The following is a 25,022-nucleotide window of genomic DNA, read 5'->3' on the forward strand; positions in this document are numbered from 1 at the left end:
GAAGTCAGTGACCCAGGGGGCGGCGGGGGAGCGGTGAGGAGTAGACGACGCTGGTGGTGACCGATCCCAGGGCGCCGATCTTCCCCGACACCTCCTCCAGGTGGCGCATCGAACGGGCCGCGACCTTGATCATGAAGCAGTCGTCGCCCGTGATGTGATGCGCCTCCAGGATCTCCGGCGTCACCGCGACCAGGTCGTGGAAGGGCTTGTAGTGGCCGTTCGGATAACGCAGCCGCACGAACGCCAGGATCGGCAGGCCCAGCCGCTCGGGGTCCACGACCGCCGCGTACCCCTGGATCACGCCCGCCTCCTCCAGCCGCCGCACCCGCTCGGTGACCGCGCTCGCGGACATGGAGACGGCCCGCGCCAGCTCGGCGAAACTGGCCCGGCCCTCGCGTTGGAGGACGTCGAGGATGTGCCAGTCGGTGGCATCCGGGGAATACTCGGTCATCCCTGATGAATAGCAGGGGAATCCCCGGCTGATCAAGGGTATGGCGGGGATCGTCCCTTCGATGGGCGGGTCGGCGACCGTAGATTTCTGGCTGTGGGGACATCCCGCGATACCTCGTGAAAGGCCGAACCATGAGCAGCACCGTCGCCGTCAACCCCGTTCTGCGGGTCGCACCCGCCGCGCCCGCGGCAGCGGCCGCCCACTTCCGCGCGAGCCTCGCCTTCCACGCCGACGTCTCCGACGTGGCCGCCGGGCTCGCGGCCGGCGGCGACCCCGGTTTCGTCGTCCTCGACTCACGGTCCACCGAGTCCTGGGACCAGGGGCACATCCCTGGAGCGGTCCACCTCCCCACCGCGCTCGTCCCCGACGAGGCCGAGGCTCTCCTCGACAAGTCCGTGCCGGTCGTGACGTATTGCTGGGGCCCGGGCTGCAACGGCGCCACCCGCGCCGCCCTCGCGCTCGCCGAACTCGGGTACCAGGTCAAGGAGATGCTCGGCGGCTTCGAGTACTGGGTGCGTGAGGGCTTCGAGTTCGAGACGTGGGAAGGGCGTGAACGACGTGCGACCGACTCGTTGACGGCACCGGTGGCGGCGGGCGACTGCGGCTGTTGATTCCTGGGCGCAGCCCGTCAACTAGGCTCCCCGGCACGTGAGTTCGCGTGTCAGCCGCACGGACACGCGGGTCTCCCGAACCACGAACATGTGGGACAGCTGTGCGTGTAGGTTCTGCCCATGGCGCGATACGCGGAGCCGGGAACGGCGGTGCAGTGGGTGGAGTCGGGCGGCGGACCGCTCATAGCGGTGCCGCAGACGGTGTTGCCGTTCTGGACGGGAGCCGACGGTGATGAACTGGCCTCGGACTACGACCGGGCGTGCGAGGTGCGTGGATACGCCGGCCTGCTGCCCGTCGGCGACAGCGCGGCGCTGGTCCTGGGCGACGATCCCGCGTCGACCGCCTTCCTGCCGGAACACGGCACGTTCGTCCGCTGGTGTGCCGCGAACTCCGAGGACGAGGCACTGGCCGGCGTGCCCGCCGCGCTCGCCTGCGCGTCCTGGGAGAACGAGGTGGAGTGGCACGTACCCGGACCACTCGTCCTCTTCGACTCGGCCTGGCCCGGCCGGGACTCGGAAGGCACGGAACACCTGAAGGTCGACCTGGAACCGGGCCGCTACGCAGTCCGCGCGGGCCAGGCGCAACCGGGCCCGGAGACGTGGCTCGGGCTCGTCCAACTTCGGCGGCTTTCTGGCTGACGGGTGACGGGTGACGGGGCGTCGGCACGCGGTTGAATGCCGGAACTGGCGGACGGATTAAGGGACTTCATCCATGTCCCCGGACGCACGCGGCGGCCGGGTCCCGAACTCCCGGACCCGGCCGCCGACATGGCACCTGTATCAGGTGTGCGTCACAGTTGAGACAGCTCGTCCACCAGGTCGTCCAACCCCAACGAACCCTGCGACAACGCGGCCATGTGCCAGGCTTTCAGGTCGAAGGCGTCTCCGTGTCGCTGCCGTGCGTTCTCGCGGCCCAACAGCCAGGCCCGTTGGCCGAGTTTGTAGCCGATGGCCTGGCCCGGGATCGTGAGGTAGCGGGTCAGCTCGCTCTCCACGAAGTCCGCCGGGCGGCTGCTGTGCGCGCCGAAGAACTCCTGCGCCAGCTCCGGCGTCCACCGCTCACCGGGGTGGAAGGGCGAGTCCGCTGGAATCTCCATCTCCAGGTGCATGCCGATGTCGACGATGACCCGGGTGGCGCGCATCATCTGCGCGTCGAGGTAGCCGAGTCGCTCCTCCGCGTCCTCCAAGTAGCCCAGCTCGTCCATCAGTTGCTCCGCGTACAGCGCCCAGCCCTCGGCGTTGGCGCTGACCCCGCCCACGGTGGCCTGGTAGCGGGAGAGGTTCCCGGCGACATGTGTCCACTGCGCGAGCTGGAGATGATGGCCGGGGACGCCCTCGTGGTACCAGGTCGAGACGAGGTCGTAGACCGGGAACCGCGTCTGCCCCATCGTCGGCAACCACGTGCGGCCCGGACGCGAGAAGTCCTCCGACGGCGGTGTGTAGTACGGCGCCGCCGCACTGCCCGAAGGCGCGATGTGCGACTCCACCTTCCTTACCCGCTCGGCGAGTTCGAAGTGTGTGCCGTCCAGATTCTCGATCGCCCTGTCCATCCGGCCCTGCAACCACTCGCGGACCTCCTCGACACCGTCGATGTGCCGACCGTGCTCGTCGAGGTGCGCGAGCGCCACCCACGGTGTCCCGGCGCCGGGCAGGATCTTCTCGGCCTCCTGCTTCATCTCGGCGAGCAGCCGGTGGTACTCGGACCAGCCGTACGCGTACGCCTCGTCGAGATCGAGGTCCGTACCGTTGAAGTAGCGCGACAGACGCGCGTAGCGCTCACGGCCCACCGTGTTCGGCGCGCCTTCGACGGCCGGCGCGTACACATCGCGCGTCCAGTCCCGCAGCTCCACCACGGTCGCGTCCGCAGCCCGGGCGGCCTCGACCAGTTCGGCGCGCAGCGCCTCGGGGCCCGCCGAGGCGAAGTCCTCGAACCAGCCGAGCCCCGCGCCGTCCGTGTCCGACCATTCGGTGAGCTGACCGACGAAGGTCGCCGTCGGGCGCGGGCCCGCGAACAGCTTGCGGTCCAGGCCCAGTTGGAGGGACTCGCGGTAACCCGCCAGCGCGGTCGGCACCGCGCGCAACCGCTCCGCGATCGCCGCCCAGTCCTCGTCCGTCCCGTTCGGCGTCACCGTGAACACCTCACGCACCGAGTGCGCGGGCGTATGCATGTTGCCGACCGCGCGGAGGCTCTCCTCGGCCTCGTGCACGGCGAGTTCGGCGGTCAGCCGCTCGCGCAACAGCCGCGCGCAACGACGCTCGCTGTCACTGTCCGCGCCGGGCCGGCGCTCTGCCTCGTCGAGCTTCGCGAGGGTCGCCCGCTGAAGCTCCGCGAGTCGTTCCTGACCTGCGGGGGAGAGATCGGGCAGCCTGCTCGAACTCTCCTTCACGCCGAGATACGTACCGGTGACCGGATCGAGGGTGATGAGGTCGTCGACGTAGGCGTCGGCGACCTGCCGGGGCAGCGGAGTACTGGTCTGCGACATGGAGACCATCCTCATACGCCGAACTCGCCCCCGTCACCCCGATTCAGCTACGGGCGTGGCAAGCGGCAGCAAGGGCCCGCAGTCCCACTGCTGGAAGATCAACCGCGTCTCCACCCGTGCCACCTCGCGCCGTGACGTGAACTCGTCCAGGACCAGCCGCTGCAGATCGGCCATGTCCGCGACGGCCACATGGACGAGATAGTCGTCGGGGCCGGTCAGATGGAACACGGTCCGCGACTCCGGCAGGGCCCGGATCCGCTCCACGAACGGCCCCACCAACTCCCGCCGATGCGGCCTGACCTGCACCGACAGCAGCGCCTCCAGACCGCGCCCCAACTTGGCCGGATCGACCCGCAGTTGATGCCCGAGGATCACACCGGCCCGGCGCAGCCGCGCCACCCGGTCCAGGCACGTCGACGGCGCGACCCCGACCTGCTCCGCGAGCTCGCGATACGTCGCCCGGGCGTCGTTCTGCAACAACCGCAGCAGATGGAGATCCACCGGATCGAGTACGACGGATTCGCTCATCGCCCGAACGTAACACGGTGTTCGCCACCAACGAGCCGGTGATTGTTCACCCTTCGGTGTATGGACTCAGCGAGCCTGCACACCTCCCCGCCCCTGCGCGCACTTGCCACCGAAGCCGTGCACGCCGGCCGTGACGACCTCGCCCGGCAGGGCCTGCACGCCCCGCCGATCGACCTCTCGACCACCTACCCGTCGTACGACAGCCGCGCCGAGGCCGCCCGCGTCGACGCCTTCACCACCACCGGCGCCGCACCCGACGGCCCACCCGTCTACGGCCGCGTCGGCAACCCGACCGTCGCCCGCTTCGAGACCGCCCTCGCCCGCCTCGAAGGCACCGGGAGCGCGGTGGCGTTCGCCAGCGGCATGGCAGCCCTGACCGCGGTCCTGCTCGTGCGGGCCGCGACGGGGCTACGGCACGTGGTGGCCGTACGACCCCTCTACGGCAGCAGCGACCACCTCCTCACCGCCGGGCTGCTCGGCACCGAGGTGACCTGGACCGACCCGGCCGGTATCGCCGACGCGCTGCGCCCGGACACCGGTCTGGTCATCGTCGAGTCCCCGGCCAACCCGACCCTGGCCGAACTCGATCTGCGCGCCGTCGCCCACTCCTGTGGCTCGGTCCCGCTCCTCGCCGACAACACCTTCGCCACCCCCGTCCTGCAACGCCCCGCCGAACACGGCGCGCGCCTCGTCCTGCACAGCGCCACCAAGTACCTCGGCGGACACGGCGACGTGATGGGGGGTGTGGTGGCCTGCGACGAGGAGTTCGCCGGACTGCTCCGTCAGGTGCGCTTCATGACGGGCGGCGTCCTCCATCCACTGGCCGGCTACCTGCTGCTGCGCGGCCTCGCGACCCTGCCGGTACGAATCCGGGCCGCCTCCGCCACCGCCGCCGAACTGACCCGCCGCCTCACCGCCGACCCACGCGTCGCCCGCGTCCACTACCCACGGCTCGGCGGCGCGATGATCGCCTTCGAGGTCCACGGAGACCCCCACGAGGTCATCGCGGGAGTCCGCCTCATCACTCCCGCGGTAAGCCTCGGCAGCGTGGACACGCTCATCCAACACCCGGCATCGATCAGCCACCGGGTGATGAATGAGGGGGACAGAAGGGGTGCGGGTGTGAGTGACGGTCTGCTGAGGCTGTCGGTGGGCTTGGAGGATGTAGAGGACCTATGGAGCGATTTGGACGGGGCGCTAGCGCCCCTCCAAAGGGGCGCGGGGAACCGCGCGACCAGCCACAACGCACCCGCACCCGCCAACGAATCCTCAACGACTACGGCGCTTCGGCCTTCCCGAACTCCGTAACGTCCGCAGAAGTCACCACCGTACCCAGCCGAGCGGTAACCACCAACGTCCCCTCCTCGATCTGATAGTCGAGCGGCAACTCAAGCCCCCGCATCGCCGCAACCATCCCCGTGTTGGACGCCTGCGTCACGGCATACACGCTCTCGCACCCCGCCTCCACAGCCATCCCCACCAACCGCCCCAACAACTCGCTCCCGATCCCCCGCCGCTGCCAGTCGTCCTCGACCAACAGCGCGACCTCCGTCTCGTCCCCGTCCCACAACAGGTGCCCGAGCCCCACGATCCGCCCCGACGCCGTCTGCACGGCGAGCGTCCGCCCGAAACGCGGAGAGAGCAGGTGGTTCAGATAGCGGTCGGCGTCACCGACCGGCCCGTGATAGCGCATGCCCAGCGTCCGCGCCGAGCACCGCTCGTGCATCTCCCGCGCTGCGTCGAGATCACCGGTGTCCGCGCGCCGCACTGTGATCGCGTTGCCCTCGGGCAGCGTCAGTACGTCCTGGCTGCGCGGGACGCGCGGACCGAGCCGGGCGTCCAACTCGACCAGCGCCCGCGCCCGGGCGAACTCGGTGGGCGTGAACGGCAGATACGGCCGCTCCACCGTGATCACTCCGCCTTCCGGCGCCCGCAGTCGCATGACCGTGTCCTCCAACGCCCCCTCCACCGGCACCGATTCCGGCTCGCGCCCCTTGCCCGCGGTGGTCGCGGGCAGCGAACGGATGGTGCACCGGCCCAGCAACTGTCGTAGCGCCAGGGGCAGTTCCGCCGCGTCCAGGGCTGTCCGCGTGGCCAGGCCCAGGACGCGGGTCGGCGCGTCCACCAGATCGTGGGCGTCGGCCCGCTCGATCCAGGTGCTCGAACCGCCGGCGGACGACACCACCCGGGTGATCTCGGACGCCGCGACCTCTGCCGGCGCCCGCAGCAGGAACTCGTCCACCGTGCCCTCGGCCAGCGGATGCGTCTGCAGGCTCAGGATGTCGACCTGCCAGCCGGCCAGCGCCGTGCACAACACCGCCAGCGATCCCGGCGCGTCCTGCACCGTCGTCCGCATGCGCCACAGCGCGGCCGGTTCGGCGACGGCGTCGGGTGTCGCGCCGGACTGCTCGGACTCGGACTGGGACGACGACCCGGGCCCGGACTTGGACCCAGGCCCGGACTTGGACCCGGACTTGGACTCGGACAGCGGCTCCGATTCGGAGGGCCCGGTCCGCCGCACGGTCGCGGCCGGCCGGGCATCGGTATCGCCCGTCGGCGGCGCATGACCGTGGCGGCGTGACCACCACGTGTGGAACCCCGCCGTGGCGACCAGCGCCAGCGCGGAGATCGCCAGCAGCGCCGGACCGCCGGGCCCGTGCCCCACCAGATTCGCCACGACGTCCGCCACCGCGACCGCCGTGAACAGCGCGGCCAGCTCCACCAGGTCCCGCCGCCAGTGGTGCACCGGACGCCCGTGCTTCGCGCGCGTCACATCAAACATGTCTCGACTCATGCATCCACTGTGAAGGAAGGGTGTTGCGTGATCACGAACGCTCTGTGACCTACCGGTAAAAGCGTGGTTCTGTACCTTTTGCCGTTCTTTTGGTGAGTGGGGTGAACCGGAGGTCAGCCCTGTCGCCCTACGTCATGCGGCCACCTCCGCCACCAGCGCGGTACGCAGTCGACGTGCCTGAGCGACCAGCCGGGACGAGCCGCCCCGGGCCGCCGTCTGCGTCAGATACGGCAGTTCGCCTCGTGCCCCCGACCGCTCCGCGCACTCGGCGGCCACGGTGAGAAGGTCACCGAGCGCCCGCGCGTGGGCGGGCTTGGCGTCGCCGTCGAGGTCGGCGAGCAGCGCGCCCAGAGTGTGGCGGAGGATCCCCCAGATGGTCGCATTCGCCCCGGTCGCGGCCCCTGTCCGCACCGACTCCGCGAGCCGCGACGGCTTCACGGCCCCGCTCAGGACCAGCTCCCCGAGATCCGTCCCCAGCCGGGCCACGTCCAACTGTCCACGCGCCGCGAGCACCAGCAACGCGTCCACAGCGGCGAGCCGACCCTCGGGGTGTCGCGCCCCGAGACCGTACGCCATACACAGGTGCGTGGCCTCGCCGGCCACGCCCTCGGACTCGGCCAGCAGCGGGAGTACGGCGGCCCCGCTCCGGGTGTCGTCCAGGGCGACGGAGGACACGTCCCGCAGCAGCCGCGCCGCCACCAGTTCGCGACGCTCGGGGAGTATCGCGAGCCAGTGCCGCTGCATGTCCTGGTCCCAGTGGTAGCAGTAGTAGTGGCCGCCGTGGGCGGTCACCGGCCGGCCCAGCGTGCGGAACTCCGCCGGGAAGAAGTCCTCCTGCAGATCGAGGAGTTCGCCCAGCTCCACGGCGACGCGCGCCCCGAAGGTCCGACGCCTGCTCAAGGGCAGGGCGGGGCTCTCGGACGTCAGCCATCGGGCGAGCCGGGTGCCCTCCGTCGTGCCGAGGGCCTGTGCCCGCCCGGCGGCAGCGACCGCCGCCGCCCGGTCCTCGCGGCGCACCCGCAACAGCGCCTGTGCGAAGTCGGCCGCCGCGACCCGCGCTCCCAGATGCCGGTAGGTGTCCAGCCGGTCCACCAACTCGTCCGGCTCCAGCAGACCGGTGGCCCAACTCGGCGTCGACAGCAGGAACGGCAGTGGCTCCGCGCGGAGCCGGTACGCCACCTCCCACACCCGGGAGTCGAAGGTCCGGGACAGTGAGCTGTGCCCGCACTCCCGGGACAGGTGGGTGTGCTGTGCCCCTTCGTGGAGCGTGACGGTACGCACCTTGTCCTGAAGCGTGGCCAGCAGGAGGTCGAGCGCGGACTCCGCGCTGCCGAAGGTGCGGTGTGTGCTGCTGAAGTGGCTGTCCGCGCGCCGCGCGTTCTCGGGCTCGTCGGACTGCCACCAACGGCGCGCGACCACCGGCACCAGCGCCTCCAGCAGACTTTCCCGGTCCTGGTAGGCATGACGTACGAGTCCGTCCAACGCCCGCTCGAACGTTGCCACATCGCCCTTGGTCGCCATCAACACCCCCAGTTCCTCGGCGAGTTCGACCGCCGACTCGGGTGCCGGTGCGAGGCGGGTTCCCTCCGGTGCAGGCGGGAGCATCTCCTCGTACACCGTCGTCGTCGCCGTCACCGGCGCGGCACCCAGCGTCTCGACCGCACGTGCGCGCAGAGCGGGGATCAACTGGTCCGCCCCTGAGGCGAGTTCGGCCCGTACTTCGGGGGAGTCGACCTTCTTGAGGTGCCGCTCGACCAGCTTCAGTGCCCGCTCCTGGACCTCCGCGTCCTCGTGGCCGAAGGCCTGCGCGAGGGCGGGCAGCAGTTCCTCGGCGGCCGACGCGTCCCGCGCCAGGACCTTCCCCAGCAGGACGAGTTGTGCCCGGACGAGCTTCTTCTCGGGCCGGAACAGCACCGCGTCCGACATCTCCGCCAGCCGGCGCGACGTCAACTCCCCGTCCAGAGCGAGTGACCCGAGCACCGACTGGGCGTGCCACGCCACCATGGACACCGCGTCCGAGGACAGCGCCGACCAGTCGGCGATCCGCTCCAGCTCCTCCTCACGGGTCAGGGCGAGGGCCATCACCACACGCAGGAACACCCGGTTGTCGAGGGTCGTACCGCCTCGCAACAGCCGCGCCACGCACGCCTCCACCGTCCGCTTCCGGTCCAGTACGCCCTCGACGGTGAGCTGGGCGAGTGCTTCGGCCCAGGAGTTCGGGCCCTCGGCCGAGGGCCACTGCAGCGGGCTGCCGATGTCCTCCGTCTCGAAGAGCGCGGCCACCAGCTCCGCGAGATGCGGATCCTTGCGCAGCCGGTCGAGCAGGGTGTCCCCGCGCTGCCACAGGTGACCGGTCTGTTCCACCCAGCCCCGCACATAGGCGTCCGTCGTCGGCACCGGGCAGCCCGAGAGCCGCACCAGACCGGCCATCAGCTCGTACGGCACACCGGCGGAGGCCGGGCGTCCGGCGAGGCGGTGCGTCACGTCGGCGAGCCACGCCGTGTCGCGGTCGCCCAGGACGTGGAGCAGCAGCGCGGGGGACGACTGCGACCAGCGCATGTCGGTGGCGGCGATCCAGGTCGCCGCGGCCGCCGCGCCCGTCTCGCAAACAGCCCCGGCCGCGTGCAGGGCCGGATAGGCGCGGCGGGACGGCTCCTCCCACGGTGCCTTGCGCAGCTCCTTGCGGAGCGCCTTCAACTCCGGCAGGAACGCCCGCCGTTCGGCGTCGGTCAGCCCGTCGAGCAGTCCCAACGCATCGGCCGTCCGGCCCGCCCGCACCGTTTCCATCAGCGAACTCATCGCACACCCCCGTCGATCCGTACCGTGTTCTGATCCATGTCCTGGCCCGCGCTCCGGACCGCGTCCCGCTCAACCGCCTTGCCCCGCCGCACCATCCGTACCGCCAGCGCGTGCTTGCACGGCCCGCGCCCACCCCGGTACTTCGCCCACCACACGCAACTGCAGCTCAGCACCCCCGCCTCGTCCCGCACCCGGTGCACATGACCGTCCTCGGCGGTCACCGTCCCGAGCGCCCCCTCCAGACGCACCGCCCCCGCCGCCACCAGTGCGCGGGCCGAGCGCAGCCGCGGATTGTGACGCTCGACGCGCTGTGCGTCGTAGGGAAGTTCGCGGTGGAAGTAGGCCGCCTCCGCCGTGTCGTAGCCGACGCGTCCCGAGGTGCCCAGCCGGGTCAGCGCGGCACGGACCCGCTCCGGGGTGAGTCCCGAGGAGGCGGCCATGTCGGCGATGTCGATACGGGGCTCCCAGGCGAGCAGCACGGAGATCAACTCCGCGTCCTCGCCCGCCTCGTCGGCGGTGAGCGCGTCCAGCACCCCGCCCTCACCGGAGAATCCGCGCGAGGCGTCCGGCGACAGCGTGAGGGTGAGCCGCATGCCCGGCAGGACGGCCTCCCAGGCACCGGCCGTGGCATCGGCGCCGATCACGGAGGGGCCGTAGATCCGCAGGGCGGTCGCATGGCGCAGGACCCGCTGGAGTGCGATCAGGCGCTCCGGGCCGGGGAGGCACACCGCGCCCGGGACGGGGCGGGTGGTCGGGCGCAGGCCGCGTCCCGCCGGTACGACCCAGCGCGGGCCGCTCGTGGTGCCGCGTGCCCCGCTCTTCGGGAGCGAGCGCAGGAACCGGACCGCCTCCGCCGCGGGCAGTTCGGCGCGCAGGTCGAAACCGGCCGCTACGACCTGGGCCTCCGCGAAGCCGCGCAGCCACCGGTCCGGCAGCGGTACCTTCTTCTCCACCACGGGGCCGTCCAGCGTCGTCACGGCCAACTCCTCGGGGCCGACCCGGAGATGGAGCGGATCGTCCGTGCCGATCCGGGACAGGGCCTCACGCAGCGGGTTGTTGACGTCGACGTTCGTCGTGCCGTGTCCCACCTCGTCGCCGTCGAGTCCGGGGCCGAGGACGTCCAGCCGCGCGTACACCCCGCCGCAGCCCGAGAAGGACTCGAAGCGCAGGCGGTCGCCGCCCGCCGTCACCACCGGGTCGAGCGAGGAAGGCAGTTGGCGCTGGTAGTACCGCGTGGCCGCCACGTCGGCCACCGCGAGCAGCGCGGCCGAGGCCACCTGAGGAGCCGTCAGGAAGCCCGCGAAGAAGCGCGGATGGTCGGTGACACCCGAAGGAGTCGCACCTCGTGAGGTCTCCAGCCCGAGGCGCCGGCCATCCGCCGCGGACTCCAGTGCGGAGGGTCGGGGATAGGTCACGGCCTGCAAAGATCGCGTCATGGAAAAACCGTAGAGGCCACCACTGACAATCGGCCCTGACCTGCGAAAACGCTGATTTCGCGGGAGAGTTGGGACGCCACGGAACGCACCGCGCACCGGGGGATGACGCCGGTGCGCGGTACAGGTCCGAGGGTAGTGGAGTTACTGGCCGACTCGTCCCGGCTGGAGGGTCTGGGTGAACAGCACGGTGCCGTCCGACTCCCGCAGACGGACCGTCAGTTCCCCGCTGTGGCCGTCGATGTCGACCTCGCCGAAGAACTGGTAGCCCTCGGCCGGCGACACGTTCTGCGCGGTCGGCGCCTTCACGAACACCCGCTCCGGACCGAAGGTGTTGTCGAGTGCGCTGGCCGGGAAGGCGCCCGCGTTCAGCGGACCGGAGACGAACTCCCAGAACGGCTCGAAGTCGGTGAACGCGGCCCGCGAGGGCTGGTAGTGCTGGGCGGAGGTGTGGTGCACGTCGGCCGTCAGCCAAACGGTGCCGGTGATCCGCCGGTGCTTGATGTACCGCAGCAGCTCGGCGATCTGCAGTTCACGCCCGAGCGGCGCGCCCGGGTCGCCCTGCGCGACCGCCTCGATGTTCGCCTTGCCCTCGGTGGCGTCGGGCACGACCAGGCCGAGCGGCATGTCGGCGGCGATCACCTTCCACACCGCCCGCGACCGCGACAACTCCCGCTTGAGCCAATCCAGTTGCTCGCTGCCGAGGATGCCCTGCGGGTCCACGGTCTGTTTGTCGGGCGAGTTGGCGTTGCGGTAGGTCCGCATGTCCAGGACGAAGACGTCGAGCAGCGGGCCGTGCCGCATCACACGCTGGACCCGGCCCTCCTTCGCGCCCGGCCGCAGCGTAGAGATCGGGAAGTACTCGCTGAACGCCCGCCGGGCGCGTACGGCGAGGGCGTCGACGCTCTTCTCGGTGTAGCGGGTGTCGGTGGCGGCGATCACCTCGCCCGGGTACCAGTTGTTGCGCACCTCGTGGTCGTCCCACTGGATGATCGAGGGCACCTGGGCGTTGAACCGCTTGAGGTTCTCGTCGAGCAGGTTGTAGCGGAAGTTGCCGCGGAACTCGGCCAGGGTCTCGGCGACCTTGGACTTCTCCTCCGTGGTGACGTTCCGGTACAGGCTGCCGTCGGGCAGGGCCTGGGTCGCCGTGATCGGTCCGTCGGCGTAGATGTTGTCGCCGCTGCACACGAAGAAGTCCGGGTCCAGCCTGGCCATCGCGTCGTAGATGCGGTAGCCGCCGAGGTCCGGGTTGATGCCCCAGCCCTGGCCCGCCAGGTCGCCGGACCACAGGAAGCGCACACCGCGCCGCCCGGTCGGCACCGTACGGAACGTGCCGTCTACCGGCTCGCCGGTACGGCGCGGGTCGTCGGGGTCGGCGAGCAGGACCCGGTAGTGGATCTGCTGGCCCGAGGGCAGCGCGCGCAGCCGGGTGGTGCCGGTGAAGTCGGTGCCGGCGCCGAGCAGCGGGCCGTGCCACCGGTGCGGATTGCGGAACGACTCGGTGGCCGAGGTCTCCACGATCATCCTGGCCGGGCGGTCCGAACGCACCCACACCAGACCGGAGTCGGAGGTCACGTCCCCCGCCTGCACGCCCCAGCCCGCCTTCGGACGCCCGGACAGGGCGAAGGCCGGCGCGGCCCCGAGGGCGGCGGGCACGGTCAGGGCCGCGGACGCGGCCAGGGTGCCGCGAAGGACGCTGCGGCGGGCGGGGAACGGGCGATGCGACATGGGGTTGCGCCTCCACGGACGGGATGCGGTCAGGGTGCACCGCCACAACTACTGGTGCGCCGCAGCGCACACGGAAACCACGGGTGAACAACGGAACGCGGCGATATCAGAGACCGTGCGGGTGAAGGGCGTCGGCCATGAGACGTACCCCCGCACGGATCCGTCCCGGGGACAGATGCGCGTAGCCGAGGACCAGCCGTACGACCGCGTCGTCCGCACGCGCGTGTGCGTAGGCGGTGAGCGGGCGCACCGCGACACCGGCGGTCGCCGCGCGCTCCAGGAAGTGCTCCTGGGGGCCGTACTTCTCCGGCAGTTCGGCGATGACATGCAGTCCCGCCGCGATCCCGGTCACCCGCGCTCCGGGGAAATGCTCCTCCAGTGCGGCGACGAGGGTGTCGCGGCGCTGCCGGTAGGCGCGTTGGCAGCGGCGCAACTGGCGGTCGTAGTCGCCGCGTTCAAGGAAGCGGGCGAACAGTGCCTGGTCGAGCGTCGGGTGGCCGAGGTCCATGGTGCGCTTGCGCTCGACGACCTCGTCGGTCAGTGACTCGGGCACCAGGAGCCAGCCGAGCCGTAGCCCCGGGGCGAGGGATTTGCTGACCGAGCCCGTGTAGGCGACGTGCTCCGGGTCGAGGCCCTGGAGCGCGCCTACGGGTGCTCGGTCGTAGCGGAAGTCGCCGTCGTAGTCGTCCTCGACGACCAGTCCGTCCACCTCCCGCGCCCAGTCGAGGAGTTGGGCCCGCCGCTGTGCGGAGTAGGCGATGCCCGTAGGAAACTGGTGAGCGGGCGTCGTCACCACGGCCCGTACACCCGACGCCCGCAGCGGACCGACCGCGAGGCCCTCCTCGTCCAGGGGCAGCGGTACGGTGCCGACGCCCGCCGAGGCGTACAGGGCGTCGTGCTGGGGGCTGCCCGGGTCCTCGACGCCGACGGTGCGCATCCCGCGCGCGTGGAGCACGAATCCGAGCAGTGCCGTCGCCTGCGCCACTCCGGAGACCACGACAAGCCGCTCCGGGTCCGCGACCACACCGCGTCGGCGCGCCAGGAGTTCCGCGAGCGCCGTACGCAACCGGGGCAGCCCGCGCGGATCGGGATAGCCGAGCATCTCGTGCGGCCACTCCGCCAGCACACCGCGCTGCGCCGCCGCCCAGGCGGCACGCGGGAACAGCGACAGGTCCGGCGTGCCGGGTACGAAGTCGGCGCGGGCGCCGGGGGAGCGCGGCGCGAGGTCACGCGCGCGTGGCCGCGCCGCCCGCACGGCACCGCCCACCCAGGTGCCCGCACCCCGGCCGCTGCGCAGATAGCCCTCCGCCGTCAACTGCTCGTACGCCTCCGTGACCAGCCCCCGCGACACCCCGAGGTCGGCCGCCAGGTCCCGGCTCGACGGCAGCCGGGTGTCCGGCGCGAGCCGTCCCGAACGCACCGCCTCGCGCAACGCCTCCTGAAGGGAACGGCCACGCGCGCGTGCCGGTGCCGAGACGGCGGGCAGCAGCAACTCCCAAGCGGCGGAACCCGTCAGACCCTCCGGATCGGTCAGACCCTCCGGATCGGTTGGCGCATCCCGATCGGTCGCCCGCTCCGGATTGGTCCGCGATGACGTCATGGAAGTGGACCTTAAACCGGACCGCAGGTCTCCCTAGCGTCGCCGTCATGAACGCCACCACCGCCCGCGGCGCCCCGCTCGCCGCCTTCGCCTGCGTCCTCGTCGGCGCGTCCTTCACCGCGAACAGCGTCCTGGGTAACTACCCGTACGCGGGCGGCCAGTTCCTGCGCTACGGGCTCGCCTGCCTGCTCCTGCTGCCGTTCACCGGCAAGGACGCGAAGACCCGGCTGCGTGGCCTCACAGCACGCCAATGGGCCCGCCTCGCACTGCTCGCCGCCGTCGGCATGGTCGGCTTCAACCTGGCGGTCATCGCCGCCGAACGCAGCGCCGAACCGGCCGTCCCCGGAGTCTTCGTGGGCTGCGCCCCCATGGCCGTCGGGGTCCTCGTCCCCCTCCTGGAAGGACGCCGTCCGCGACGGATCGTGCTCTACGGGGCCTCGCTCGTCGCCGTCGGCGCGTTCACGGTCCAGGGGTGGGGCCGTACGGACGGCGCCGGAATCGCCTTCTCCGGGTGCGCACTCGCGGGGGAGGTGGGCTTCGCGGTGCTCGCGGTTCCCGTACTGCGGCCCCTGGGACCGCGATTGCTGTCGGCCACGGTGTGCGGTCTGGCGGCGGTCGAGGCGGCGACGGCCGGCGTGGTCCTCGACGGGACGGCCTGGCTGCGGCGCCCCGACACCACCGAGGCCGCCGCGCTGCTGTGGCAGGCGGCGGTCGTCACCGTCGTCGGCTTCGTGTGCTGGTACATGGGCATGCAGCGGATCGGCACGGAGCGCGCCACGCTCTTCTCCGGCCTCATCCCGGTCGCCGCCGCCGCTACCGCACCGCTCGTCGGAACGGGCTCCTACGGGCCCGTCCAGGCCGTCGGCAGCGCCCTCGTCGGCGCCGGAGTCGCCCTGGGATCCGGTGTGTTGGCGTCGGCGCCGCGAAGGTCAGCGGCTGCCGTCGAGGATGACCCGCGCGACCAGGGCCGGGTCGTCGTTCATCGGGCAGTGCCCGCAGCCGGGCAGCCGCACGAGCCGGGAACGGGGGATCAAGCGCTTGGCGCGGACGCCCTGTCGGCGCAGCAGCAACCGGTCCTGGGTGCCCCAGGCCACCGTGACCGGGATGCCGGGGATGTCGTCGGTGAACTGAACACTCGTACCGGCCCGGAGCGTGTCGTCGAACCCGGGGGCGTCGACCAGCGCGCGCGTCTCGGCGACCACGGCCTCGGGTGAACGGCGGCCCGGGCGGGCGTAGATGGTGCTGGTGAGCGCGGTGCGGCCGACCGCCGTGCGCGCCAGCTTCTCGACCAGCGGGAGCGGCATGGCGCGGGCGATCCGCCGCATGGTGAGCAGCACACCGAAGGCGTAGCGGCGCTCGGCCTGGGACCAGAATCCGGCGGGGGAGAGCGCGGTGACGGACCGTACGATCTTCTCGCGGCCCAGCTCCAGGGCCATCAGACCGCCGAGCGAGTTGCCCGCCACATGCGGACGTTCGAGTTCCAGCGTCTCGCAGAAGGCCCGGAACACGGCGGCCGTCGTGGAGAGGTCGTACGTCAGCCCCTCCGGGAGCGCGGGGGAAGCGCCGAACCCGGGCAGGTCCACTGCGATCACATCGCGCTCGGTCGCGAGGATGTCCACCACCGGGTCCCAGGCCTGCCGGTGGTGACCTATGCCGTGCAGCAGGAGCAGCGGCTCGCCGCGACCCACACGCGCGTAGGACACGGTCACGGTCTTCGGGCCCCGCGGAGTGGGGACCGGGAAGGAGACGGTGTCGGACATGGGGATACTCCTCGTCTGGGACGCGCCGGCAGACGCCGTACAGGCCGTGTAGACAGCTTGTCAGCAACCGCTACTGACCGGTAGCCCCCGTCGCTGTCGTTCTGTGACAGGGGCTTTGCCGCGCTGTCACCGAGAACGCCCAGTACGAACGCCCTGTGAACGCTCCGCGCCATGCCCTCTGTCGGTTGCGTATGACATGGAGGATTGGTCTTGACCAAGGGTGGGGGCCGTCCTATGGTCGCAGATAAGTGAAACAACCTTTAATAAACAAGGGCGCTAAAACGCCGCCGGAACACGGCGATTGCGGAGGACAGGGTGGGGACCACGCAGTTGGAATCGGTGCCGGAACCGAAGTACTGGCATCTCAAGACAGTGCTGAGTGAGGCACTGGACTCCGAGTTCTCCGTGGGCGAGATCCTGCCCAACGAGCGAGACCTGGCGGCCCGCTTCGGCGTCGCCCGGGCCACGCTCAGGCAGGCTCTGGAACAACTCGAACTGGAAGGCAGGCTGCAGCGCCGTCGAGGCGTCGGTACGACCGTCGCGCCACCGCGCGTGGGTGTCGCCGTCGGCACCGAGCAGCACGTCTGGCCGGGCGCCGGGGAGGACGCCTGGCAGTCCGTCGACTGTGTGCTGGCGGCACCGCCGGCGGCCGTCGCGGACGTCCTGGAGACCGGTTCCGAGGAACTCGTGCACATTGTGCGGCGCTCACGGGTGAGCCACGGCCAGCCGGTCGCCGCCGAACTGCTCTACATCCCGGAGTCGTCGGTACCCGACCTCTCCGCGATAGACACTCCCTCGGCGACCGCACGCGCGCGTGCGGTACTGCGCGAGTTGCAGCGCCTCGAACTGGAGGGCCAGGACCGCGCCGTGGAACTCGGCTCGGCCCGCGCGGACGACGCCAAGGAGTTGGACCGCCTCCCCGGGGCACCGGTTCTCGTCGTCACGACCCGCTTCTTCGCCGAGGGCCGCACCGCCGCGGTCTCCGTCGCGACCTACCGCGCGGACACCTGCCGCCTGACCTTCGCGGACTCCGGCGGCGTAGAAATACACCACGGCCCGGAACGCCAGGCTTCCTGACCACAGCCACACCACACCCGTCGCGCCCCGGAACTCCACCGGGGCGCAACGCGTTTCACTTCTCGACACCGGTGCTGCCATCGCCCTTCAGGGGCGCGGGGCTGTATCGATATGCGGCTCCGCCGCGTGGGCGCGGCCAGCGCCCACGGCGCCGCACCCAACGCACGACCATGCGGGCCCAACCACAATGAACCGCACCTAAAAAAAACAACCAGCAAGCCCAGCCCCCACGGCGCCGCAGCCAACACACGACCAAGCCGCCGAGCTAGCGCCGCGTCACCGTGCCCTCGACCGCGAACAACTGCTCCTCAACATGGTCCAGGGCCAACCGCAACGCCCCCGTAGCCGCGGCAGCCTCCCCGAGCAACGACAACGCCACCTTCGGCGGACGCAGGCAGTACCGCGCCAACTCCCGCCGCAGCGGCTCCAGTACACCGTCCAGCCCGGCCGCCCACCCGCCCACGACAACGAGTTCCGGATCGAGGGCAAGGACCAGCGCGGCGACATCGTGCACGAGCCGTTGGATGAACCGGTCGACGGCCGCCCGGGCCCGCTGATCACCGTCGCGCGCCAGCGCGAAGACCTGGGCGACCGCCTGCTCGTCCAAGGGGTGCAGCGGCTCGTCCGTGGTGGACAGCAGCGTCTCCGGAGTCACGTCCCGGCCCAGCAGATGCAGCGCGCCGATCTCACCGGCCGCCCCGCGATACCCCCGGTGCAGCCGCCCGCCGATCAGCGAACCGGCGCCGGGGCTCAGCCCGGCCAGCACCATCACCATGTCGTCGGACTCGGTGGCGGCACCCTTCCAGTGCTCGGCAACCGCCGCCGCGTTGGCGTCGTTCTCCACCAGCACCGGGCACTTGAAGGAGCGGCTCAGCCGTTCGCCCAGGTGCAGCCCCGTCCACTGGGGCAGCGCGGTGCCCAGCCGTACGGTGCCGTCCGCCTCGACGATGCCCGGCGTGGCGACGCCCACCGCCCGCAGCGAGCCGCGGGCGACCCCCGCCCGGCGCAGCAGCTCGGCGACCGCGGTGCGCAGCCGCTCCAGCCGCTCGTCGGCCGAAGCCGTCTCGTCGACGTCCTTGGCGATCGCGCCGAGCACCCGGCCGTCGAGGTCGGCGAGGAGCACGGCGACACGATGTGCGCCGATCTCCAGGCCCAGCAGATGCCCGGCCTCAGCGCGGAACCTGAACCGTCGCGCGGGCCGCCCCTGCCGCCGTACAACGCTCTCGTCGGCCGCCTTCTCGACGACCAGCCCGGCCTCGATCAGTCCCTCGACGACGCCCTCGACGGTCGGCCGGGACAGACCCGTCACCCGGGTGATCTCCGTCAGCGTGGCGCAGTCCGTGGCACGCAACGCGTGCAACACCACTGCGGAGTTGATCCTCCGCAGCAGCGAGGGGTCCCCGCCGGTCAGCCCCGCCAAGGTCTGTCCTCCCAGCTCGTGCGCGTGTTGGGCGGATCGTACTCGGCGCGGCGGACCCCGGCGAGTGCCGGGCGCCCCCGATCCACTCGCCCCTGCGGATCACCCCGGCGCCACGAACCCGGACTCGTACGCCGCGATCACCGCCTGCGTACGGTCCCGCGCCCCCAGCTTCGCCAGTACGGCGCTCACATGCGACTTCACCGTCTCCGTCCCGACGACCAGCCGGGCGGCGATCTCCGCGTTCGACAGACCCCTCGTCATCAGCCGCAGCACCTCGGCCTCGCGCTCGGTCAACTGGGCCCGCGCCATCACCGCGCGCGCCGCCCGGTTCCCGCCGTCGTCGCCGTACTCCGCGGCCAACTGCCGTACGGAGGCCGGGAACAGCAGCGACTCGCCCTCGGCCACCAGCCGTACCGCGTGCACGATCTCGGCCGGCCGCGCGCGCTTCAGCAGGAAGCCGTCGGCACCGGCGCGCAGCGCCTCGTAGACGTACTCGTCGTTCTCGAAGGTCGTGATGACCAGGATCTTCGGCGGGTTCTCGACCGTGCGCAGCACCGCGCGGGTGGCCTCGATGCCGTCCATGAGCGGCATCCGTACGTCCATGGCGACCACGTCCGGCCGCAGTCGCCGCACCAGCGGGATCACCGCCGCTCCGTCGGCGGCCTCCCCGACCACCTCGATGTCCGGCTGTGCCTCCAGCACGGCCCGCAGACCCGCGCGTACGAGGGGTTCGTCATCGACCAGGAGAACGGTGACCGGCATCCGGCCAGCCTAGATCAGCCCAGCGGCAGCTCCGCATGCACCTGCCAGTCACCCTCGTCGAGTCCGGTGTGCGCCCGGCCGCCGAGCAGCGCGGCACGCTCGCGTATGCCGCGCAGACCACTGCCCCGGCCCGGGCCCGGTATCGCCGCCGTCAGCGGATTGCGGACCTCCAGATCGAGGGTGCCGTCCGCCACGCCGATACGGACCCGCACGGGGACGGAACCCGCGTGCCGCAGCACATTGGTCAGCGCCTCCTGCAGAATCCGGTACCCCTCTCGGGAGACCGGCCCGGGCACGGTCTCCAACGGCCCGGTCACCTCCGCGTCGACCTTCGCCCCGGAGGCGCGCGCCGAGTCCAGCAGCCGGTCCGCGTCCACCAGCGTCGGCCGGCTGCTCACCGGTCGCTCCGCCTCGCGCAACACGCCCAGCACCCGCTCCAGGTCCTCCAGCGCGGCCCGGCCGGTCTCCTCGATGGCACCCAGCGCCCGCTCGGTGAACTCCGGGTCGCCCGCCGCACGGGCGGCACCCGCCTGCACCACGGCCACCGTCAGCGCGTGCCCGATGGAGTCGTGCAACTCCCGCGCGATGCGGTTGCGTTCCAGCAGTTGCTCGGTGCGCTCCTCCAGGGCGGCGAGCTGCTCGGCGCGCGAAGGGCCGAGCAACTTCCGGGCCAGCAGCGTGGCCAACGTGCCGAGACCGACCACGGCCGCGTACAGGGCGATCAGGGGCAGGGGCACCAGCAAGGCGTACCAGCCATGCGGTGTCGCCTCCTTGAGAAGCCATACGTCGTCGGGCACGTGCCCGCGTGCGATCTCGATCAACTGGAAGGTGATGATCGGCAGCCAGACGCAGGCGAACGTCGTCGCCCAGCCCAGAGCCATCCGCGCCTCCAGCCACAGCACGGTGCGCCCCCGGTCCCGCCAGGTCGCCGACGGCGCCACGGAGATCCCCGGGTCCTCCCTGCCCGGCGTCAGCAGCAACTGCGCCTGCACGCCTTCCCCGATCCGCACGGCCGGGATCAGACCGACCGGGATCAGCGCGAGCGCCGGCGCGTACGGGGTCCCCGGGCTGATGAAGAGCCACACGCTGACGATCAGTATCGGCACCCAGAGGTGCAGCAGACGCGTGTACGTCGTCCCCCGGAGCAGCGGGCGCAGGAAGCGGACCATTCACACATCGTGACAGCCGGCACTGACAATCGGCCTCCCCCGGGCGGGGGAGACGATCTCCACCGACGGGGGAGGCCCCAACTCCCTTGGACGGCCAGGCTGTTGGGCATGACCAGCATCGACGTACGAGACCTCACCAAGGAGTACGGCATCCGGCGGGCCGTGGACCACGTCACCTTCGACGTCCGCCCCGGCAAGGTCACCGGCTTCCTCGGCCCCAACGGCGCCGGAAAGTCCACCACCATGCGCCTCGTCCTCGGCCTCGACCGGCCCACCTCCGGCACCGCCACCATCGGAGGCCACCCCTACGCCGAGCTCACCGAGCCGTTGCGTCACGTCGGCGCCCTGCTCGACGCGCAGGCCGCGCACGGCTCCCGTACCGCCCGCGACCATCTGCGGGCCTTGGCGGCGAGCAACCGCATTCCGGTCGCCCGGGTCGACGCGGTGCTCCAGGAGACGGGACTCGCGTCGGTCGCGCGGCACCGGGTGAAGACGTACTCCCTGGGCATGCGCCAGCGGCTGGGCATCGCCGGTGCTCTCCTGGGCGACCCCGAAGTCATCCTGCTGGACGAGCCGTCGAACGGCCTCGACCCCGAAGGCATCGTCTGGATCCGGGAGTTGCTGCGCCGACTCGCGGCGGAGGGCCGCACGGTTCTCGTCTCCAGCCACCTCATGAACGAGACCGCCTCCTTCGCCGACCACCTCGTGGTCCTCGGCCGGGGACGGCTCCTCGCGGACACCCCGATGCGGGACTTCATCGACGCGCGCGTGCAACCCCACGTACGCATCCGTACGACGGACACCGGCGCCCTCAAGAGCACCCTCGGCGAGCACGGTCTCGACGCCGTGGAGCAGGAGGACGGGCACTGGACCGTGGCGCACGCACGCGTGGACGAGATCGGCACCCTGTTGTCCGCAGCCGGCGTCCCGATCCTCGAACTGACCGCCACCGAGGGCACGTTGGAGCAGGCCTATCTCGATCTGACGGCCGGCGAGACCGAGTTCACCGCAGCGCACCAGGAGGCCTGACCATGGCATTCACGCCCGTGTTCCACTCCGAGTGGATCAAGATCCGTACCCTGCGTTCACAGGTCGCGGCGCTCGCCATGATCCTCGTGGTGACGGCGGTCTTCTCCGCGCTCGCCTCGGCCGACACCGGCGGCGACGACTTCGACCCGCTGTTCGCGGTCTTCTTCGGTGTCACGTTCGGCCAGATCGCGGCGATCTCCTTCGGCACGACCGCCGTGTCCTCCGAGTTCCAGGGCGGAGCGCTACGGCTGTCGCTGGCCGCGGTGCCGCACAGGGGACGCTGGTTCGCGGCCAAGGCGACGGCGATCGCCGTACCGGTGTTCTCCGTCGGCCTGGTCACCGGTGCGGTGACCCTGGTGGTCGGCAGGGCGGTGCTGGGCGCCGAGTCCGACGGGCTCGGCGCGGCGGAGCAGGCGCGCGGTGTGGTCGGCTGCGCCGTCTACCTCACGCTGATGGCGTTGCTCGCGGCCGGTCTCACGGCGGTGCTGCGCAGCGGAGTGGCGACGCTGAGCATCGTCATACCGTTCCTGCTCATCGTGTCCTTCGTGGTCGGCGACGCGTCCAGCGACATCGCGGACCTCCTGCCCGACCGGGCCGGCCAGGTGGCGCTCCACGCGACCTGGGACGGGGCGATGGGCCCGTGGACCGGGCTCGGGGTGACGGCGCTGTGGGCCGCCGCGGTGTTGGCGGCAGGGGCGTGGAGTGTGCGGCGCCGGGACGCCTGACCGGCCGTTGGGCCGCTGATCCTGCGCGGCTGCGCCGCCTGGCCCTGTGCGGCTGGATCGCTAACCCTGTGCGGCGTCCCGCAGCCGTCCGAACTCCTCGGCCATCGTCGCCGCCGTCCAATGCGCGTTCAGGCCGCTCGGATTGGGCAGCACCCACACGCGCGTGTCCCCGAACATCCGCTCCTGGGGGCCCACTTGGGCCCGCCGGTCGTCAAAAGCGGCCCGGTACGCGGTGACGCCCAGCACCGCCAGCCACCGCGGCTGCCACCCGGCGAGCTTCGACGCGAGCAGTTGTCCGCCCTCGCGGTACTCCTCCGTGCTCAGCTCGTCGGCACGGGCCGTGGCCCGCGCCACCACGTTCGTGATGCCGAGCCCGAACGACAGCAACTCCCCTTGCTCCGCGGGCTTCATGAGCCTCGAGGTGAAGCCGGACAGATGCAGCACCGGCCAGAAGCGGTTGCCGGGGCGGGCGAAGTGGTGGCCCGTGGCCGCCGTCATCAGACCGGGGTTGATACCGCAGAACAGCACGGCGAGGCCGTCCGCGACGACGTCCGGTACGAGACGGTCGCGGGCGGCCTCCAGCTCGGCCTGGGTGAAGCGGGTCAGAGGATCGCCCCCGGGGCGTATCCCGCGGCCTCCGGGTGCTGCTTCGCGAGCTCCTCGACGCGGGCGACGACGACGGCGACCTGGTCGGCCGCGGCGCCCGTGAAGGACAGCTTGTCGGCCATCAGCGCGTCCAACTGGGCGCGGTCCAGCGGGATGCGCTCGTCGGCGGCGAGCTTGTCCAGCAACTCGTTGCGCTCGGCGCCCTGTTCGCGCATCGCCAGCGCGGAGGCGACGGCGTTCTCCTTGATGGCCTCGTGCGCGACCTCGCGGCCGACACCCGCGCGGACCGCGGCCATCAGCACCTTGGTCGTGGCGAGGAACGGCAGGTAGCGGTCCAACTCCCGTGCCACGACGGCCGGGAACGCGCCGAACTCGTCGAGGACGGTCAGGAACGTCTCCAGCAGACCGTCGAGCGCGAAGAACGCGTCGGGGAGGGCCACCCGGCGCACCACCGAGCAGGAGACGTCGCCCTCGTTCCACTGGTCGCCCGCCAGCTCGCCGGTCATCGACGCGTAGCCGCGCAGGATGACCATCAGGCCGTTGACGCGCTCGCAGGAGCGGGTGTTCATCTTGTGCGGCATCGCGGAGGAACCGACCTGGCCCGGCTTGAAGCCCTCGGTGACCAGTTCGAGCCCGGCCATCAGCCGGATCGTCTTCGCGAGCGACGAGGGTGCCGCCGCGACCTGCACCAGCGCGGTCACGACCTCGTAGTCCAGCGAGCGCGGGTACACCTGGCCGACCGAGGTGAACGCCTGCGAGAAACCGAGGTGCGTGGCGATCCGCTGCTCCAGCTCCGCGAGCTTCGCCGCGTCGCCGCCGAGCAGGTCCAGCATGTCCTGCGCGGTGCCCACCGGGCCCTTGATGCCGCGCAGCGGGTAGCGGCCGAGCAGTTCCTCGACCCGGCCGTACGCCACGAGCAGTTCGTCGGCGGCGGTCGCGAAACGCTTGCCGAGGGTGGTGGCCTGCGCGGCCACATTGTGCGAGCGGCCGGCCATGACCAGCTCACTGTACTCACCGGCCAGCTTGCCCAGCCGCGCCAGGACGGCCACCGTACGGTCGCGCATCAGCTCCAGGGAGAGCCGGATCTGCAACTGCTCGACGTTCTCGGTGAGATCCCGGGACGTCATGCCCTTGTGCACCTGCTCGTGCCCGGCGAGGTCGTTGAACTCCTCGATCCGCGCCTTCACATCGTGCCGCGTGACCTTCTCGCGCTCGGCGATCGAGGCCAGGTCGACCTGGTCGAGCACCCGCTCGTAGTCCGCGATCGCCGTGTCCGGCACCTCGATGCCGAGGTCCTTCTGGGCGCGCAGCACAGCGAGCCAGAGTTGCCGCTCCAGCTTCACCTTCTGCTCGGGGGACCAGAGCGTGGCGAGCTCGGTGGAGGCGTAACGTCCGGCGAGGACGTTCGGGATGCGGGGCTTGGCGGGAGCGGAAGTCACGTGTACGGAGTTTACCCGGCGTCCTTGAGGGCTCCGGACCGTCCTTACAGTCCCGAGGGCGCAGGTCAAAGACTCTCCGGGTGCGCCGAACCTCCCCCAACCCGATTGGGTGGGTGGATACCCCCCCAGTAGCCGCCTGTTCGTCGTCATCGCCGCGCTGGCCGCCGTCATCGGGGGCGGCAGCAGCGACAAGGACTCCGGCAAGCGCCCCGACAAGGCCGCCGCCGACACGAAGAAGGACGACACGAAGAAGAGCGGCACCAAGAAGGACGCCACCGACGGCAAGGTCGTCTTCAAGGTGTGGGGCACCGCCCCCGCCGGCGCTCTCGGCGGCCTCGACATCGGCTACGGCTCCGACTCGGACACCCGCAAGGGCACATTCCAGGACGGCACGTTCGAGGCGACGCTGACCCTCGACAAGGACGCCCTGTACTACGACGTCCACGCACAGCTCCAGGGCTCCGGAGACATCAACTGCTCGGTCACGGCGGACGGCAAGACGAAGAAGGGCCACGCGTCCGGCGGCTACGACATCTGCAACGCGCAGTTGAGCAGCAACTTCACCGGGGGCTGGTCGTAAGCCGTTCCCGCAGGCGCGGAGGTCGGCC

21 protein-coding genes and 1 pseudogene are annotated in these 25,022 nt (G+C 71.3%); 8 read left to right on the forward strand and 14 right to left on the reverse strand.

The window, feature by feature from the left end:
* Positions 1–4: 4 nt before the first annotated feature.
* The gene (locus tag ACIRRY_RS32990; protein ID WP_403979949.1) at positions 5–451 is read right to left on the reverse strand and encodes an Lrp/AsnC family transcriptional regulator; all 447 of its coding nucleotides are present in this window, start codon (positions 449–451) and stop codon (positions 5–7) included.
* A 131-nt stretch (positions 452–582) separates the two neighbouring features.
* On the opposite strand from ACIRRY_RS32990, the gene ACIRRY_RS32995 reads away from it, so the two are divergent.
* Positions 583–1,062, forward strand: coding sequence for a rhodanese-like domain-containing protein (locus tag ACIRRY_RS32995; RefSeq protein ID WP_403979951.1), 480 nt, complete (start codon positions 583–585; stop codon positions 1,060–1,062).
* Between the two features lie 120 nt (positions 1,063–1,182).
* Complete coding sequence (locus ACIRRY_RS33000; RefSeq protein WP_403979954.1) at positions 1,183–1,701, forward strand: immunity 21 family protein; 519 nt, start codon at positions 1,183–1,185, stop codon at positions 1,699–1,701.
* A 152-nt stretch (positions 1,702–1,853) separates the two neighbouring features.
* On the opposite strand, the gene ACIRRY_RS33005 is transcribed toward ACIRRY_RS33000, so the two are convergent.
* Together ACIRRY_RS33005 and ACIRRY_RS33010 are read right to left on the reverse strand one after the other, a co-directional pair.
* Complete coding sequence (locus ACIRRY_RS33005) at positions 1,854–3,545, reverse strand: DUF885 domain-containing protein (protein ID WP_403979957.1); 1,692 nt, start codon at positions 3,543–3,545, stop codon at positions 1,854–1,856.
* A gap of 33 nt (positions 3,546–3,578) precedes the next feature.
* Entirely contained in the window at positions 3,579–4,073 is a 495-nt protein-coding gene (locus ACIRRY_RS33010) for an Lrp/AsnC family transcriptional regulator (RefSeq protein WP_200679061.1), read from the reverse strand.
* Between the two features lie 60 nt (positions 4,074–4,133).
* Here ACIRRY_RS33010 and ACIRRY_RS33015 point away from each other — a divergent pair, with 60 nt between their 5' ends.
* Complete coding sequence (locus tag ACIRRY_RS33015; RefSeq protein WP_403979960.1) at positions 4,134–5,381, forward strand: trans-sulfuration enzyme family protein; 1,248 nt, start codon at positions 4,134–4,136, stop codon at positions 5,379–5,381.
* Here the strand turns inward: ACIRRY_RS33015 and ACIRRY_RS33020 are convergent.
* From ACIRRY_RS33020 to ACIRRY_RS33040, 5 genes are all read right to left on the reverse strand, one after another.
* Entirely contained in the window at positions 5,350–6,867 is a 1,518-nt protein-coding gene (locus tag ACIRRY_RS33020) for a GNAT family N-acetyltransferase (protein ID WP_403979962.1), read from the reverse strand. The genes ACIRRY_RS33015 and ACIRRY_RS33020 overlap by 32 nt on opposite strands.
* 132 nt (positions 6,868–6,999) lie before the next feature.
* Positions 7,000–9,666 carry a DUF6493 family protein gene (locus ACIRRY_RS33025; RefSeq protein ID WP_403979964.1) on the reverse strand — a complete coding sequence of 889 codons (2,667 nt, stop codon included), beginning with the start codon at positions 9,664–9,666 and terminating at the stop codon, positions 7,000–7,002.
* A complete protein-coding gene (locus ACIRRY_RS33030; RefSeq protein ID WP_403979966.1) occupies positions 9,663–11,102 on the reverse strand; it encodes an SWIM zinc finger family protein in 1,440 nt (479 codons plus the stop codon). The genes ACIRRY_RS33025 and ACIRRY_RS33030 overlap by 4 nt, the downstream gene beginning before the upstream one ends.
* Positions 11,103–11,243: 141 nt before the next feature.
* Entirely contained in the window at positions 11,244–12,827 is a 1,584-nt protein-coding gene (locus ACIRRY_RS33035; RefSeq protein WP_403979969.1) for an alkaline phosphatase D family protein, read from the reverse strand.
* A gap of 106 nt (positions 12,828–12,933) precedes the next feature.
* The gene (locus ACIRRY_RS33040) at positions 12,934–14,427 is read right to left on the reverse strand and encodes a PLP-dependent aminotransferase family protein (protein ID WP_403979972.1); all 1,494 of its coding nucleotides are present in this window, start codon (positions 14,425–14,427) and stop codon (positions 12,934–12,936) included.
* 47 nt (positions 14,428–14,474) lie between these two features.
* On the opposite strand from ACIRRY_RS33040, the pseudogene ACIRRY_RS33045 reads away from it, so the two are divergent.
* A pseudogene (locus ACIRRY_RS33045) lies at positions 14,475–15,263 on the forward strand (DMT family transporter); the annotation flags it as partial.
* Positions 15,264–15,356: 93 nt separating this feature from the next.
* Here the strand turns inward: ACIRRY_RS33045 and ACIRRY_RS33050 are convergent.
* Positions 15,357–16,187 carry an alpha/beta fold hydrolase gene (locus ACIRRY_RS33050; protein WP_403979975.1) on the reverse strand — a complete coding sequence of 277 codons (831 nt, stop codon included), beginning with the start codon at positions 16,185–16,187 and terminating at the stop codon, positions 15,357–15,359.
* 315 nt (positions 16,188–16,502) lie between these two features.
* On the opposite strand from ACIRRY_RS33050, the gene ACIRRY_RS33055 reads away from it, so the two are divergent.
* A complete protein-coding gene (locus ACIRRY_RS33055) occupies positions 16,503–17,264 on the forward strand; it encodes a GntR family transcriptional regulator (protein WP_403979978.1) in 762 nt (253 codons plus the stop codon).
* 265 nt (positions 17,265–17,529) lie between these two features.
* On the opposite strand, the gene ACIRRY_RS33060 is transcribed toward ACIRRY_RS33055, so the two are convergent.
* The 3 genes from ACIRRY_RS33060 to ACIRRY_RS33070 all read right to left on the reverse strand — a co-directional run bounded on the left by ACIRRY_RS33060 (position 17,530) and on the right by ACIRRY_RS33070 (position 20,615).
* Positions 17,530–18,684 (reverse strand): ROK family transcriptional regulator, encoded by a 1,155-nt coding sequence (locus tag ACIRRY_RS33060; protein ID WP_019070977.1) that lies wholly within the window; start codon positions 18,682–18,684, stop codon positions 17,530–17,532.
* Positions 18,685–18,783: 99 nt separating this feature from the next.
* The gene (locus ACIRRY_RS33065; protein ID WP_403979981.1) at positions 18,784–19,446 is read right to left on the reverse strand and encodes a response regulator; all 663 of its coding nucleotides are present in this window, start codon (positions 19,444–19,446) and stop codon (positions 18,784–18,786) included.
* Between the two features lie 14 nt (positions 19,447–19,460).
* The gene (locus ACIRRY_RS33070; RefSeq protein ID WP_403979984.1) at positions 19,461–20,615 is read right to left on the reverse strand and encodes a sensor histidine kinase; all 1,155 of its coding nucleotides are present in this window, start codon (positions 20,613–20,615) and stop codon (positions 19,461–19,463) included.
* A 108-nt stretch (positions 20,616–20,723) separates the two neighbouring features.
* Here ACIRRY_RS33070 and ACIRRY_RS33075 point away from each other — a divergent pair, with 108 nt between their 5' ends.
* Together ACIRRY_RS33075 and ACIRRY_RS33080 are read left to right on the forward strand one after the other, a co-directional pair.
* Positions 20,724–21,644: an ABC transporter ATP-binding protein gene (locus ACIRRY_RS33075; RefSeq protein WP_403979987.1), complete on the forward strand. Its 921-nt coding sequence runs from the start codon at positions 20,724–20,726 to the stop codon at positions 21,642–21,644.
* 2 nt (positions 21,645–21,646) lie between these two features.
* Positions 21,647–22,369, forward strand: a complete 723-nt coding sequence (locus tag ACIRRY_RS33080) for an ABC transporter permease (RefSeq protein ID WP_403979990.1) — start codon at positions 21,647–21,649, stop codon at positions 22,367–22,369.
* A 60-nt stretch (positions 22,370–22,429) separates the two neighbouring features.
* Here the strand turns inward: ACIRRY_RS33080 and mug are convergent, their stop codons facing one another.
* Complete coding sequence (gene mug, locus ACIRRY_RS33085; protein WP_403980234.1) at positions 22,430–22,975, reverse strand: G/U mismatch-specific DNA glycosylase; 546 nt, start codon at positions 22,973–22,975, stop codon at positions 22,430–22,432.
* Positions 22,972–24,414, reverse strand: coding sequence for an adenylosuccinate lyase (gene purB / locus ACIRRY_RS33090; RefSeq protein ID WP_403979992.1), 1,443 nt, complete (start codon positions 24,412–24,414; stop codon positions 22,972–22,974). Before purB ends, mug begins: the two co-directional genes overlap by 4 nt.
* Positions 24,415–24,523: 109 nt before the next feature.
* Here purB and ACIRRY_RS33095 point away from each other — a divergent pair, with 109 nt between their 5' ends.
* Entirely contained in the window at positions 24,524–24,994 is a 471-nt protein-coding gene (locus ACIRRY_RS33095) for a hypothetical protein (protein WP_403979995.1), read from the forward strand.
* Positions 24,995–25,022: the final 28 nt, after the last annotated feature.

It is taken from the genome of Streptomyces sp. NPDC101776 (assembly GCF_044766845.1).
In the GTDB taxonomy this organism is placed as follows: Bacteria; Actinomycetota; Actinomycetes; order Streptomycetales; family Streptomycetaceae; genus Streptomyces.